General features: G+C 35.7%; 13 protein-coding genes and 1 pseudogene. 7 read left to right on the top strand and 7 right to left on the bottom strand.

The window, feature by feature from the left end; genetic code table 11:
* Positions 1-328 precede the first annotated feature (328 nt).
* Together QZ657_RS15545 and QZ657_RS15540 are read left to right on the top strand one after the other, a co-directional pair.
* Positions 329-2,457: pseudogene (locus QZ657_RS15545) on the top strand (catalase).
* A 156-nt stretch (positions 2,458-2,613) separates the two neighbouring features.
* Complete coding sequence (locus QZ657_RS15540; protein WP_291968020.1) at positions 2,614-3,252, top strand: fasciclin domain-containing protein; 639 nt, start codon at positions 2,614-2,616, stop codon at positions 3,250-3,252.
* A gap of 72 nt (positions 3,253-3,324) precedes the next feature.
* On the opposite strand, the gene QZ657_RS15535 is transcribed toward QZ657_RS15540, so the two are convergent.
* The 3 genes from QZ657_RS15535 to QZ657_RS15525 form a co-directional block, all read right to left on the bottom strand.
* Positions 3,325-3,882 (bottom strand): DUF4494 domain-containing protein, encoded by a 558-nt coding sequence (locus QZ657_RS15535; RefSeq protein WP_074673874.1) that lies wholly within the window; start codon positions 3,880-3,882, stop codon positions 3,325-3,327.
* Positions 3,883-4,044: 162 nt separating this feature from the next.
* The gene (locus QZ657_RS15530) at positions 4,045-4,719 is read right to left on the bottom strand and encodes a LytR/AlgR family response regulator transcription factor (RefSeq protein ID WP_291968019.1); all 675 of its coding nucleotides are present in this window, start codon (positions 4,717-4,719) and stop codon (positions 4,045-4,047) included.
* Positions 4,712-5,779 carry a sensor histidine kinase gene (locus QZ657_RS15525; protein WP_291968018.1) on the bottom strand — a complete coding sequence of 356 codons (1,068 nt, stop codon included), beginning with the start codon at positions 5,777-5,779 and terminating at the stop codon, positions 4,712-4,714. Before QZ657_RS15525 ends, QZ657_RS15530 begins: the two co-directional genes overlap by 8 nt.
* A 190-nt stretch (positions 5,780-5,969) precedes the next feature.
* Between QZ657_RS15525 and QZ657_RS15520 the strand changes: the two genes are divergently transcribed.
* The 5 genes from QZ657_RS15520 to QZ657_RS15500 all read left to right on the top strand — a co-directional run bounded on the left by QZ657_RS15520 (position 5,970) and on the right by QZ657_RS15500 (position 9,505).
* Positions 5,970-6,251: an EF-hand domain-containing protein gene (locus QZ657_RS15520; RefSeq protein ID WP_058102755.1), complete on the top strand. Its 282-nt coding sequence runs from the start codon at positions 5,970-5,972 to the stop codon at positions 6,249-6,251.
* A 209-nt stretch (positions 6,252-6,460) separates the two neighbouring features.
* Complete coding sequence (locus QZ657_RS15515; RefSeq protein WP_291968017.1) at positions 6,461-7,213, top strand: hypothetical protein; 753 nt, start codon at positions 6,461-6,463, stop codon at positions 7,211-7,213.
* Between the two features lie 209 nt (positions 7,214-7,422).
* Entirely contained in the window at positions 7,423-8,211 is a 789-nt protein-coding gene (locus QZ657_RS15510; protein ID WP_291960813.1) for a YHYH protein, read from the top strand.
* Positions 8,212-8,213: 2 nt separating this feature from the next.
* A complete protein-coding gene (locus tag QZ657_RS15505; RefSeq protein ID WP_291968016.1) occupies positions 8,214-8,834 on the top strand; it encodes a toxin-antitoxin system YwqK family antitoxin in 621 nt (206 codons plus the stop codon).
* Positions 8,831-9,505, top strand: a complete 675-nt coding sequence (locus QZ657_RS15500; protein ID WP_291968015.1) for an SCO family protein — start codon at positions 8,831-8,833, stop codon at positions 9,503-9,505. Before QZ657_RS15505 ends, QZ657_RS15500 begins: the two co-directional genes overlap by 4 nt.
* Before the next feature lie 80 nt (positions 9,506-9,585).
* On the opposite strand, the gene QZ657_RS15495 is transcribed toward QZ657_RS15500, so the two are convergent.
* The 4 genes from QZ657_RS15495 to QZ657_RS15480 all read right to left on the bottom strand — a co-directional run bounded on the left by QZ657_RS15495 (position 9,586) and on the right by QZ657_RS15480 (position 13,675).
* Positions 9,586-10,263 (bottom strand): type 1 glutamine amidotransferase domain-containing protein, encoded by a 678-nt coding sequence (locus QZ657_RS15495; RefSeq protein WP_291968014.1) that lies wholly within the window; start codon positions 10,261-10,263, stop codon positions 9,586-9,588.
* Between the two features lie 43 nt (positions 10,264-10,306).
* Positions 10,307-11,305, bottom strand: a complete 999-nt coding sequence (locus tag QZ657_RS15490; RefSeq protein ID WP_291968013.1) for an NADP-dependent oxidoreductase — start codon at positions 11,303-11,305, stop codon at positions 10,307-10,309.
* 125 nt (positions 11,306-11,430) lie between these two features.
* Complete coding sequence (locus tag QZ657_RS15485) at positions 11,431-12,825, bottom strand: NAD-dependent succinate-semialdehyde dehydrogenase (protein ID WP_291968012.1); 1,395 nt, start codon at positions 12,823-12,825, stop codon at positions 11,431-11,433.
* Positions 12,826-12,934: 109 nt separating this feature from the next.
* Positions 12,935-13,675 carry an SDR family oxidoreductase gene (locus QZ657_RS15480; RefSeq protein ID WP_291960823.1) on the bottom strand — a complete coding sequence of 247 codons (741 nt, stop codon included), beginning with the start codon at positions 13,673-13,675 and terminating at the stop codon, positions 12,935-12,937.
* Positions 13,676-13,881: the final 206 nt, after the last annotated feature.

The following is a 13,881-nucleotide window of genomic DNA, read 5'->3' as shown; positions in this document are numbered from 1 at the left end:
AATCATAGCTAGCATTTTATTTGCTCACTTTGGTTTTGCTCAAGATGTTGAAACAAATTCCTCATTAAAAAAATTACATAGAGTTTATCAAAATCATAAACTCCACAATACGTTCCCTTTTCTCTTCCTTCTAATTGAGTATGTTTTCGCTTGCCTACTCTTAAATTAACAGTGTTTAAAAGTGTTACTTGATAATTTGATTGTTACTACATCTATATTATTAGGTGATATAGTATGTTTTTATTTGAGCCTATTTTAAATTTTTCACAGCTAAAGTTTGCGACAGGTTAGCAATAATTTTAGCGCTCTTAACAAAACACCCTATACCATGGAAAAAGATAATAACGAGACTTCTAAGATTAAGGACTTAGAAAATTTCAGAAAAGATATGACGGGTAACCCCTTACTACAAATCAAGGGCTTAAAGTCAACGACACCAATAACAGTCTAAAGTCAGGTGAAAGAGGATCAACCTTGTTAGAAGATTTTCTATTACGAGAGAAAATTACAAATTTTGACCATGAGCGTATACCGGAGCGGATTGTACATGCTCGCGGCAGTGCTGCACATGGTTATTTTGAATTATATGAAAGTATAGAAGAATATAGTAAAGCGGGTATTTTTACGGATACTAAACGTAAAACACCCGTATTCGTACGTTTTTCTACAGTTGCTGGATCAAAGGGATCACCTGATTTAGCGAGAGATGTAAGAGGGTTTGCCGTAAAATTCTATACACAAGAGGGCACGTGGGACCTTGTTGGAAACAACATGCCTATATTCTTTATTCAAGATGCCATGAAGTTTCCCGATCTAATACATTCGGTTAAACCAGAGCCTAATAAAGAGATTCCACAAGCTGCATCTGCTCATGATACATTCTACGATTTTGTCTCACTAACTACAGAAACTTTACACAATCATATTTGGGCAATGAGCGATAGAGCTATTCCCAGAAGCTTGCGAATGATGGAAGGGTTCGGTATTCACACCTTTAGATTGATCAATGACAAAGGGGAGGCGCATTTTGTAAAATTTCATTGGAAACCAACGTTAGGGGTGCATTCTGTAACATGGGAAGAAGCCGTAAAAATTAACGGTGCCGATCCAGATTTTCATAGAAGGGATTTATGGGATGCCATTGAAGCAGGGCAGTATCCTGAATGGGAATTAGGTCTACAAATTATTCCAGAAGCAGATGAACATAAATATGACTTTGACCTTTTAGACCCCACTAAGTTGATACCAGAGGAAATGGTACCGGTAAAAATTATTGGTAAAATGACCTTGAACAGAAATCCTGATAACTTTTTCGCAGAAACGGAGCAAGTAGCATTTTTACCCGGACACATAGTACCGGGAATCGATTTTACAAACGATCCATTATTACAGGGGCGATTATTCTCATATAGAGACACACAATTATCCCGATTAGGCAGCCCAAATTTTCATCAAATTCCCATTAACAGACCTGTAGCGGACACACATAACAATCAACGTGATGCCCACATGCAAATGGAAATTCCGAAAGGACAAACAGCTTATTTTCCAAACAGTTTAAGTGGTGGTTGTCCTCATTTATCCAAAATGGCAGAGGGAGCATTTCATTCATATGAAGAACGTATAGATGCCAAAAAAATAAGAACACGTAGCGAAAGCTTTAGCGATCATTTTTCTCAACCAGCGCTATTTTATAGAAGTTTGGCAGATTGGGAAAAAGAACACGTTGCAGCTGCATATACTTTTGAATTGGGCAAATGTAACCATGAACATATTAAAGAACGTATGTTATGTTTAATAGCACAAATAGATACAGATCTTGCCAACAAGGTAGGGGAAGGACTGGGAATGGATATTCCAAAAGAAATAGAACAACCAATAAATCAAGCAATTGGTGCTGATGCCGATGTGAAAAAGCACCAACCAGGAAAAAAGAAAATCTATTTAGAAAAATCTAAAGCCCTTAGCATGGCGCACACCAAATTCGATAGCATTGCCACAAGACAAATTGCAATTTTAGCCGCTGACGGTTTCAGCACGAGCGATTATTCTCCAATTAAAGAAGCATTGGAAAAAGAAGGTGCTATGTTAAAAATTGTTGCTCCACATGGTGGCACCATTAAATGTGATAAAGGAAAGGAACATAAAGTAGATGCAGCAATTGCAACAACAGAAAGTGTTCTTTTCGATGCCATTTACATTCCTGGTGGCGAAAAGTCCGTTAGCACCATTGTTGAAAATGGAAAATATATAAAATTCATTAATGAAACTTTCAAATACTGCAAGGCAATTGCAGCAGATAAGGAAGGTGAAAATGTATTAGATCATACGTTCGTAGCTAACTTTAAAGAAGATGGCGCAATACATATCAACGATTCAACAGATAAGTTCATTAAAAGTATTGCCAAACATAGAAACTGGGATAGAAGAGAACATTCTGATAAAGTTCCGGTATAAAAAAATGCTCGGGGCAATATGTGCCGAGCTTTTAATCTAAATAATTAAAGCCCCTCAGGGAAAGCCCATGAGGTATTCAAAGTAAAACAAACATTTAAATTCAAGGCAAGCCTCGGGGTATGATACCCTTTGGCGGTGCCAATAAATTCAAAAATTATGAAAACTAGAAATATCAAAAATTTTGCACTAATGACATTTGCGGTATTGGCATTTGCATCTTGTAACGAGCAAAAGAAAAAAGATGCCGATAAAAAAGCCATGGAAGAAAAAGTAGCCATGGAGGAGGCTGAAATGAAAGCTGAAGAAACAAGAATGCAGGAAGAAGCCAAAAAGAAAGAAATGATGGCAACAAGTATTGCAGCGGTTGCCAGTAAAAATGAAGAGCTAAGCACATTGGTATCTGCGCTTAAAGCGGCAGATTTAGACCAAATGTTATCAGAACCTGGTAGCTATACCGTATTTGCCCCATCTAACAATGCATTTGAAAAACTTCCTAAAAAAATGTCGATTGCAGAATTGAGTAAACCAGAGAACAAAGAAATGTTGACTCAAGTATTACAATACCACGTTGTATCTGGTGTAATTACTAGCGACAAGCTTGTGGAGGCTATTAACGGAGCCAACGGAAAATATACCTTTACAACCGTTGGAGGTAAAGATTTGACCGCAAGCTTAAAGGGTGATAAAATCAACTTAAAGGATGAAAAAGGTAATAGAACAGAAATTGTTTTAGGTAATGTAGAAGCTTCCAATGGGGTAGTACACGTTATTAATGATGTGCTAATAATGAAGTAATCAGTATACACTTTCTATAAACAAAAAGGAGGACTTCATTAGTCCTCCTTTTTATATTTTAAATAGAAATTTCTATTCTTCACTTGATAGCACATCGCTAAGTTCTAACTCCTCATCCATAGTATTATCTACGGGTACAGAGTCTTTTACCGTATTAAATTTTGCAACACGTTCCATATCATCCTCTTCGCCAGAAAAGTAAGGGAACACGTCCATAATAGGTGATTCTGATATGGAAGGAACAGAATATTCACCCATAGTATCTTTCATAACACTAATGGTATTGTCATATGCTTCTTTTACGTCATTGGCCTGAACTAAAAGGTACATATTGGTCTTGCGTTCTTTACCACTTTCTTCGTCAAAGGCAATTAATGATACTTTTGATTTGAACCATCTGTCCGAATTTTCAAAGGGATGAATTTCAGCAAAATTGGCAACCTTTATATTCGTAATCTTTATTTCTTCCGTATCGCTTAGGTAAGCGGACATTTCTTCCGTAATTCTACTTTCTGCTTCGGTATAAGAAATTGCATCTACCAAAAATGGCTCGGTTTTCACCTTTAACATTCCAGATGCATCATCTAATTTTCTATATTTTATTTTACACTCGTACCACGTTGCACTCATATCTTATATTTTTTTTGGGGTGCTAAATATACTTCTTAGTCATAGTTTGCAACCTTAAAAAAAGCAATAGATATTCACAATTTCAAAATGAAGGGTATAGATGATTAGTACTTAAGTACTTATAAAAAAATGATGCAAAAAGAAAATTAATTGAGTTTTGCGCTAAAATAATTCTTGTTTTACATGGTCATAATAAGAATCACTCACCGGAATAATTACATCGGATAATTGCAAGTCTCTACCTTTTAATCCGGTTACATAATTTCTATTGACAATGTACGATCTATGCACTCTCATAAATAGACTGCTAGGCAACTCTTGTTCTAATGCCTTTAAACGCTGATTGCTGATTATTTTTTTAGTTTTCAGGTGAAAAGTTACATACTCACTATCACTTACTACAAAAAGAATATCGTCATACTTCACTTTATGAAGATCATACCCAGATTTAATGGTTATGGTATCCAATTTGTCAATACTGGTATTGGATTGTACCTTGTTGACCGCATTAACAAAGCGTTCAAAGGTTATTGGTTTCAACAAGTAATCTACAGCATTTAATTCGTATCCTTCTAAAGCATAGTGAGAATAAGCCGTCGTAAAAATAACTTTGGTTTTAGACCCGAGCATTTTGGCAAAGTCCGTTCCTTTTATTTCTGGCATTTGAATGTCCAAAAACAATAGATCAACTTGTTTTTCCTTCATTATGCCCAAAGCTTCTAATGGATTCTCAGCTTCACCAACTAAATTTAAAAACTGTAATTTATCAATATAAGTAATTAATAAAGACCTAGCCAACTCTTCATCATCTACAACTATACAGTTTATACTATTCATGTAATCTGAGTTTTAAATTCACTTTAAACGCCTTAGAAGTTTCATTGATCACTAATTCATGTCGATCAGGATATAAGATAGCCAAACGCTTTTTTACATTTTCTATGCCAATACCGCCAACATCATCTTTTACAACAACATGCTCTGGTTTTGAATTTTCCAGCTCAAAATCAATACCATCAGTAAATGAAGTAATTTTCAAGTTGATAAATGTGCCTTCAATCTTTTCAATATTACTATGTTTTAAGGCGTTTTCCAAAAAAGGAATCAGCAACATGGGTACAATGGGCACATTTTGATCTTCAATAGAAAACGTAGTGGAAATAGGGTAGGTTTTACTACTCTTTAGGGAGAACAGTTTTATGTAATTCTCAATATAATCTATCTCCTTGTATAACGGTACAATTTCTTGTTCACATTCATATAGCACATAACGCAACATGTCTGATAAATAGCTAATACTCTTTTGGGTTCTACCGGCATCAATTGCAGATAGTGCATAAATATTGTTCAAGGCATTAAATAGAAAATGAGGATTGATCTGTGATTTTAATAGCTTAAGCTCTGTTTGTAACGCTTCATTTTTATTGATGATGATTTCCTCTTCTTTACGTTGTGCAAACAAAAATATTTCTACAAGTGTTGCAATGATATAGGCAATTGTAATTAAAAGCAGATTAATAAAAAAACGTGAAGGTGGTCTACGTAATTCTTGCAAAGGTCTGCCGCCGTCAAACCTTGGTCCGGGTCTTGGTCCGGGCAAAGTACCCATATTCGGTTCGTTAACCATTCCTCCAGACCAAGGAATTAGATTGGTCAAAATTAAGGTCAAGCCAACTACAACTGCAATGGATGCTACTGCAAATAAAATGTACTTTCTTCTTAATAAAAGGTATGGCACCGTTAAATAAATCAGTACAGCAATTACTATTATTTGAAAAATAAGTACCATACCGTTTTCCAGTACGAACTGAAAATCACTACCACTAAAGATCCATGCGGTAGACCAAACCAAAAGCCATAAGGCTACATGAAATACTATATTCCTATGTCTGTTCATGGTACAAATAAAAGGAATAAATTTTCAACCCAACCTTAAAAACAGTGCTATAAACCGCTGCTAATTAAACGTTCATTGTATATAGAACACCTTTCGCTTAAAAGTAAACGGCAAACACTTAAAACGACCATTCCGCATTAAAGATTCTTACATCTTTGCTAACGAATATTAGTTATAAAATTAAATATATATGAAACGTATTACATTAAAAACAGGATTGTTATTTGCCCTATTAGTAGCTTTTGGTACAGTAGCAGTTAACGCACAATCCAAAGGTGAAAGAAGAGAGCCCCCAACATATGCCAAACTTTTAGAAGAAATGGATGCAGATGAGGATGGTCAGCTTTCTAAAGAAGAAGTAAAAGGTCCATTAAAGGATAACTTTTCTGAAATAGATACCAATGAAGATGGTTTTATTTCTAAGGAGGAATTTGATGAGGCTCCAAAACCTAAAGGAAGACCTAGAAATTAATTTCTACACAGTTTATTTTAAATTGATTCAGTAAAACACCTTAGGGCAAGCCCATGAGGCATTCACAGGAATCACACTATTAAATTTGAGGCAAGCCTCGGGGTATTATACCCTTTGGCGGTGCCAATAAAATTTGTTGAAGTTAGCCCAAAGCTTCATGGTGCGCCATGAAGCTTTATTTATCATCAATAAGATAAGCATATAAACAAATGGTCTTATTCAGAAAGGTTAGAAGTAGATTGATAAAATTAGAGAAATTCAAGACCTATTTAATCTACGCGTTAGGCGAAATTTTACTTATAGTCATAGGTCTTCTAATTGCATGGAAGATTAATGATATCAACGAATCCAGAAAAAATAGAATTGTAGAAGTTAAAATCTACAAAAGTCTAAGCCAAGAACTGAATACAAATTTAGGTGTATTGGATAGTGCCATTGCAGACTATACCAAGAATATACAAACCTTGCAAAACACCATAAATTATTTGGGTATGGAACCTGCGGAATTAACTGCCGATGCCAAGTCAATGATCGTAAATTTAAATTACCATAAGACCATTGTTAGGGATGAAGCCATAAACTCAATTAATGCAACCAATAAATTTGAATTTATTGAAAGTGATTCGCTCAAAAAACTGATTGCCGCTTACCCCAATGAACTTGACAATTTTAACAATCAACAAATCAAGATTGAAAATATTATAAACGAGCGCCTAAAACCTATCATTGAAAAGCATATTTCATTAATTGAAATTTTACCGGAAGACAGCTATAATTATCAGCGTATGAAAAACTTCGGCAACCAATCAAATTATCCGGATTTGCTAGTAAGCAGAGAATATCAAAATAGTGTCATTGACAGGTTGTTACAAACCAAAGGACAACTTTCTATTGCCAAAAATTTAAGGAATAAGACAAAAATTATTGCTACAAAACTAAATCAAGAACTGAACAGATCTTAACAAATTCACATTAATATGAAATCATCTGTCTTTGCCTACTGTTTTAAACATTTACTGGCTTACAAATTGAAATAGCCATCAAAATTTCTTGATCAAAACACTGTCTCACTTAAAATTTCCACCGGTTCACTGATTTTTAAAAATCCATAGTAATCAAGACATTAGTTTTATACTGTTTTAATAACATTAATCAATTTAAAAAGTCAATTATGAGAAAGAATAACATCAAACAAATACCCTCTATTTCTTTTGCTCTTGCATTAGCATTTATAACCTTTGTTGCCTGTAGTAGCGACAGTGTAGATGATGGAGTGATAGATGATAGTACAACAGACGATAGTGATGTAGATGATGAAGTAGTCACTGAGCTTCATGCTGCCTATAGTGCGTTTAATTCAGATGCCGTGACTATTTATTTAGATGGTTCCGAAGTTGTTATAGAGACTACCGGACTTCCAAATCATGAAACGGTTTATTGGGGAGAGGGTAATTCCCTATATAAAGAAGAGCCAGATGTTGCCCTTACTCCAAGTATCATGTCCAGTAATAACAATGCTTATACCATACGTGTAGATGCTACTCCTGATTTAACAGGTAGTACTGTACAAACAGAATTAGGTACTGTTGGTATTGCGGTAAGCGGCTCTTCAATATTCAATGACCAAGAAGGTGGGGGTGCCTTAGATCAAGCTGCCGCTAGTTTAGATTGGACAGGTGCCCATATTGGTCCTGGTGTGTATCATTATCACCTAGAGCCAAAGGCTTTTACCAATGACGACGATAACCTAGTAGGTATATTATTGGACGGCGTATTTCTTTACGGACGTAAATGCAGTGCAACAGGTGATTACCCAACGGATTTAGATGCTTCTGGTGGACATACTTCTACCACACAGTATACTGATGGTGAAGAAGAATACCATTATCACATTATCAATGAAGTGTATTCTACTACAGGTTCCTATTTAGCATTTGCAGGTCCATATCAAGGCTACTAAAAATGAATAGTAAACACTTCCATATCCTTTGCCTTGCACTGATGTTGCAAACCGGTTGTAAACAAAGTTCCGGTTCAAAGCCTCAGGTAGCAACCCCTGTTGAAATCAGTCAAGTAACTAAATTCAAGGAAGAGTTGACCCTTAATCAATTAGAAGGTACCTGGTATTACAAAAACTCACCTTATGATGGTTATGCATTAACCTTACATGAGAACGGCACATTGGCAGAAAAGGTGGGTTTTGTTAAAGGAAAAAGAGAAGGAGTCGCCAAAAGATGGTCTGTCAATGAAGTTCTTAGGGTTGAGTATCATTATAAAAATAACCGACTTGAAGGTTCTTACAAAACCTGGTGGGAGAACGGGCAGTTAGCTCAAGAAGCGAATTACGTAAATGGTAAAATGGATGGTGTGGAGAGAAAATGGTATCCTGATGGGCAATTGGCAAGAGAAAGACAATTGGTAAACGGTAGGGAAGAAGGACTACAAAAGGCTTGGTTACAAAACGGAACCTTATATGTAAACTATGAAGCCAAAAACGGACGCATATTTGGTCTAAGAAGAGCAAATTCTTGCTACCAATTAGAAGATGAAGTTGTAGTTAGATCAGAAAATGAACCTTTATGAAAAAGACTTTATTTCACGTTGCAGCTATACTTGTTTTGATTTCCTGTAAACAAACAGTAAAAAAAGAGCATATTCAGGTAACTGAAACTAGCCGGGTAGCGTATTTGCCTTATTATAATGACGAATCTTTTACACCACATTGGTTGACACCAAACTCTGAAGAAGAGAAACAATTTCATAAAATACCCGACTTTGAACTGGTTGATCAATTAGGTGATACATTGACACAGAAGTCATTTGAAAATCAAGTATATATTACCGACTTCTTTTTTACTACATGCCCCGGCATTTGTTTGAAGATGACGAACAATATGACCAAAGTACAAGAGGCTTTTCTAGATAACCCTGAAGTTGCCATCCTTTCCCATTCCGTAACACCATCCATAGATTCTGTAGCTGTGCTTAAAACGTATGCGGAAAAAAACGGAGTTATAGATTCAAAATGGCACTTGGTTACTGGTGACAAAACTGAAATTTACAACTTAGGTAGAAACGAATATTTTGTGGAGAACGATTTAGGTATACCAAAGGACATCAATGACTTTTTACATACAGAAAACTTCTTACTCATAGATAAAAATAAACACATAAGGGGTATCTACAACGGACTCAACCGTGCTTCAATAGCACAATTGATTACTGATGTAAATGCCTTGCTAGAAGAAAGTTGATTGTAATTGTTTGATTATTTATTGACAAAAAGCCCGTAAACTAATGTTTACGGGCTTTTTAATATCAACTAATTTATTGACTATTTCAAGGCAGCCAATAATTTTTCAGCTACCAATTCTGATGAAGCAGGGTTTTGACCCGTAATTAAATTACCATCTTGTACCGCATATGCTGCCCAATCCTCTTTCTTAGAGTAAATTCCGCCATTTTCTTGTAGCATATCCTCTACCAAAAATGGTACAATCTCAGTTAGCTGTACAGCTTCCTCTTCACTATTAGTAAATCCTGTTACTTTTTTACCTTTTACCAAAGGATTACCATCTGTACCTGAAACTCTTTTTAAAGCAGCAGGTGCATGACATACAAATGCAATTGGCTTTTCTTGTTCATTGAATGTTTCAATCAATTTTACAGAAGTAAGGTCGTTTGCCAAATCCCATAACGGTCCGTGACCACCAGGATAGAAAACGGCATCAAAATCATTGGCATTTACATCTGCCAATACTTTTGTGTTGGCAATTATCTCTTGCGCTTCTTTATCCTCTTTAAAGCGTTTGGTATCTTTTGTTTGTGCATCTTCAGTATCACTACTAGGGTCAATTGGTGCTTGACCTCCTTTTGGTGTTGCTACCGTAATTTCTGCTCCTTTATCTAAAAGAGCATAATATGGAGCTGCAAACTCTTCAACCCAAAATCCTGTTTTCTTTCCTGTGTCTCCTAATTCATCATGAGACGTTAATACAAATAATATTTTCATTTTATCTTCTTTTTAGTTACGCAATTATTTTGAAGTCTTATTATTAGACTTTTACTATCATTTTACCTTTGTTCTTACCATCCATCATATCCAAGAATGCTTGTGGTGTATTATCAAAACCTTCTACTATTGTTTCTTTATAGGTCAGTTTTTCTTCGCCCAACCATGTAGACAATTGTTTCATTGCCTGTGGAAATTTATCAGCGTAGTTAGAAACAATAAATCCTTGCATTAATGCACTATTCTTCACCAAGAAAGGCTGTACAGCAACAGCCATGGGTAGTTCGGTTTTATTATAAACTGAAATAGCTCCACAGTTAATAATACGAGCAAACTGATTTATATTGAATAATACCGCATCAGATATTGGTCCGCCTACATTATCAAAGTAGACATCCACTCCGTTTGGTGCCGCTTCTTTAATAGCAGCTTTCATATCTTTGGTTGTTTTGTAATTGATACCGTGGTCAAAACCGAATTCTGATTTCAGCATATCAATTTTTTCGTCTGTACCAGCGATACCGATGACATTTAAACCAAGAATTTTACCAATCTGGCCTACCACACTACCTACTGCACCTGCAGCGCCAGAAACTACCAAGGTTTCACCTTTTTTAGGCTTCCCAATTTCATGAAGTCCTAAATAGGCGGTCAATCCGGTCATACCGACGATACCTAAAAAGGCACTTAATGGTGTTTTGCTTTTATCTATTTTCTGCAAGCCTTCGCCTGTAGAAATTTGCTTTTCTTTCCATTGTAATAGACCTGAAACAAAATCTCCTTTTTGGAAATTACCATTTTTAGATTCCAACACTTCTGCTACAATACCGGAACTTATAGGTTCTCCAACTTTAAATGGAGGAACATATGATTTTGCATCGCTCATTCTACCACGTAAGTAAGGGTCAACGGATATATATTTCGCCTCTAATAAAAGCTCACCATCAGAGATAGTTAGTTCATCTTCCAATTCTTTAAATTCAAAATCGGAAAGTGTAGGGGTTCCTACGGGACGTTGTTTTAAATTAATCGACTTATTCATAAGCTATTTTTTAACTGTTCAAAGTTATCAAAAAAAAGAATGAACATTCATTTTTTAACATTGCTTTATATTTTGAATTTGACATTTCATTAAAAAAGCACCTAAATGGTGCCTTTCTAATTTAGTTACTCAGAAATCATAATAGATTTCACATTTACAAATTCCTTCATTCCAAAACCGCCATGTTCTCTACCATAACCAGAATCCTTTACTCCTCCAAATGGCATATTTGGTTCTGCCAGACCAAAAGAATTTATAAATACCATACCGGTGTCAAAATGTTTTTCAGCAAGTTCTGTCGCCTTCTTAATATCTTTTGAAAATATACCACCACCTAAGCCAAATCTACTGTCATTAGCTATACGCATAGCATCTTCATTATCCTTCGCTTTAATTAATGAGGCCACAGGTCCGAACAACTCATCATCATACGCTGGTTGCCCAGGAGTAACATTGGCTAGTACCGTTGCAGGGTAGAAGTAACCTTCACCGTCAGGTATTTTTCCTCCACATAACACATTGGCTCCTTTCTCTACACTTTCTTGTACCTGTTCGTGGATTTTCTCTCTTAGATCTTCACGTGCCATTGGTCCTAACTCGGTATCCTCATTCTTTGGATTTCCTACTTTTAAGGCATCCATGGCTTTTACGAATTTTTCCTTAAATTCATTATATACCTTCTCAGTAGCTATAAATCGTTTAGCCGCAATACAGGTTTCCCCGTTATTATAAATACGTCCCATAACACTTTTTTCTACTGCTACATCTATATCGGCGTCGTCTAATACTAAATACGCATCATTGCTACCTAGTTCCAATACCGTTTTCTTTAGATTTGCACCTGCTTTTTCCCCAATTTTTTCTCCAGCCACAGGGCTTCCCGTAAGGGTAACGCCTCTAACCAAATCATGTTCTATTATGGCATTAGACTGATCGTGTTCAATTATAAGAACATTGAACAAGTCTGCCGGCAAACCTGCCGTATCAAAAATGGTCTTTAATAATTTGGCGGTACCTGTAACATTAGATGCATGTTTCAGTAAAATACTGTTACCTGCCATTAGGTTTACAATAGTATATCGCAAAACTTGATAACTAGGGTAATTCCAAGGCTGTATACCGTATATTATTCCCATAGGGGAATAGGTGATAATTCCTTTTCCTCCATTTGATAGCTCACGCTCTTCATTCTTTAAAAATTCTGGTGCGTGTTTTGCCGAATATTCGCAAATAGAAGTACACAGGTCTACCTCATGGTTGCTTTGTTTAAGCAATTTTCCCATTTCATCGGTCATTAACTCCGCTAGTTCTTTCTTGTAATTTTGAAGTTCCTTTCCAATTGCCTTTATGACATCACCACGTTCTTCAACGCTCTTCATTTTCCATTTCTGAAATGCCTTGTGTGATCGTTGAATGGTCTCTTCAACTTCTGCATCGGTCATATAGGTATAAGATGCTATTTCTTTTCCCGTTGTGGGATTTATAGTTTTAAATGTATCTTGTTTTGTTGTCGTTGACATAATTTGTTTTTTAAGTTACTCGATAATCGAGATTTTAATACTCCATCGCTTACGCTGAAATACTAATTTGTTTTCAAAACATAGTTTTGGGGATTATCCCAAGGAATGTTTACTGTTGCTCACTTGGCACCAAATAAACATCGTTGATATTTACTCTAGCTGGCTGAGTTAACACGTAATAAATGGAATTTGCAATATCCTCCGCCTCAAGCGTTTCCATTTTTTGCATTTCCTTCATCTTATCTTTGATATCCTCATCGGTGATTGTGCTGGTCAAATTTGTAGCCACGGCACCAGGTTCTATAGAGGTAATGTTGATACCATATTTTGGTGCCAATTCTTGGCGTAAACCTTCTGAAAACATTTTTACTGCAGATTTCGTTGCACAATACACCGCTCCACCAGGAAAATACCTGTTGGCGGCCATAGACGATATATTTATAATGTTACCGCCTTTATTTTCTTTCAATGCCGGTAGCACTGCCGCAACACCATTTAATACACCTTTTATGTTGACATCTACCATTTTATCCCATTCGTCTGTTTTTAATTTTTCAACGAACGATAACGGCATTAAACCGGCATTGTTGACCAACCCGGTAATTTTACCATATTCTCTTTTGGTCTTGGAAACCACCTTTTCAAAATCTTCTTTCTTAGTTACATCTCCTGTAACTACAAGAGCTTCTCCACCTTTTTTAGTGATGTCTGATTTTAAATCGTTCAATTCATCTTCACTACGTGCCATTAAAACTACTTTTGCTCCATTATCTGCTAACTTCATTGCTGTAGCTCTACCAATACCGCTAGATGCTCCTGTTATAATTATTACTTTATCTTCTATTTTCATTGCGTTTTAATTTAATTTGAACACAAGATAAAACCAGTTTTGAGGTTCTATTGACCAGATAAGTTGAACTATTGACGTATATAGTATTACGATACTTCTTTATTGTTTAAAGTCAAAAAACCTTCCCGTTTAGGGTGTTAAAAAGAATACAGAAGAAATTATAGATTTATTAAGACCGTTACTTATTTAAATGCCATTAATTTGAT

It is taken from the genome of Maribacter sp. (genome assembly GCA_020629415.1).
In the GTDB taxonomy this organism is placed as follows: Bacteria; Bacteroidota; Bacteroidia; order Flavobacteriales; family Flavobacteriaceae; genus Maribacter; species Maribacter huludaoensis.
The sequence above is the reverse complement of the archived record's forward strand: the minus strand, read 5'-3'. Positions and strand labels throughout refer to the sequence as shown.

What these genes read in the sequence shown, in the direction of transcription:
- QZ657_RS15525 (WP_291968018.1), bottom strand. Translation starts at nt 5,779, where the DNA reads ATGAACAGACATAGGAATATAGTATTTCATGTAGCCTTATGGCTTTTG.
- QZ657_RS15500 (WP_291968015.1), top strand. Translation starts at nt 8,831, where the DNA reads ATGAAAAAGACTTTATTTCACGTTGCAGCTATACTTGTTTTGATTTCC.
- QZ657_RS15530 (WP_291968019.1), bottom strand. Translation starts at nt 4,719, where the DNA reads ATGAATAGTATAAACTGTATAGTTGTAGATGATGAAGAGTTGGCTAGG.
- QZ657_RS15520 (WP_058102755.1), top strand. Translation starts at nt 5,970, where the DNA reads ATGAAACGTATTACATTAAAAACAGGATTGTTATTTGCCCTATTAGTA.
- QZ657_RS15535 (WP_074673874.1), bottom strand. Translation starts at nt 3,882, where the DNA reads ATGAGTGCAACGTGGTACGAGTGTAAAATAAAATATAGAAAATTAGAT.
- QZ657_RS15490 (WP_291968013.1), bottom strand. Translation starts at nt 11,305, where the DNA reads ATGAATAAGTCGATTAATTTAAAACAACGTCCCGTAGGAACCCCTACA.
- QZ657_RS15485 (WP_291968012.1), bottom strand. Translation starts at nt 12,825, where the DNA reads ATGTCAACGACAACAAAACAAGATACATTTAAAACTATAAATCCCACA.
- QZ657_RS15540 (WP_291968020.1), top strand. Translation starts at nt 2,614, where the DNA reads ATGAAAACTAGAAATATCAAAAATTTTGCACTAATGACATTTGCGGTA.
- QZ657_RS15495 (WP_291968014.1), bottom strand. Translation starts at nt 10,263, where the DNA reads ATGAAAATATTATTTGTATTAACGTCTCATGATGAATTAGGAGACACA.
- QZ657_RS15515 (WP_291968017.1), top strand. Translation starts at nt 6,461, where the DNA reads ATGGTCTTATTCAGAAAGGTTAGAAGTAGATTGATAAAATTAGAGAAA.
- QZ657_RS15510 (WP_291960813.1), top strand. Translation starts at nt 7,423, where the DNA reads ATGAGAAAGAATAACATCAAACAAATACCCTCTATTTCTTTTGCTCTT.
- QZ657_RS15505 (WP_291968016.1), top strand. Translation starts at nt 8,214, where the DNA reads ATGAATAGTAAACACTTCCATATCCTTTGCCTTGCACTGATGTTGCAA.
- QZ657_RS15480 (WP_291960823.1), bottom strand. Translation starts at nt 13,675, where the DNA reads ATGAAAATAGAAGATAAAGTAATAATTATAACAGGAGCATCTAGCGGT.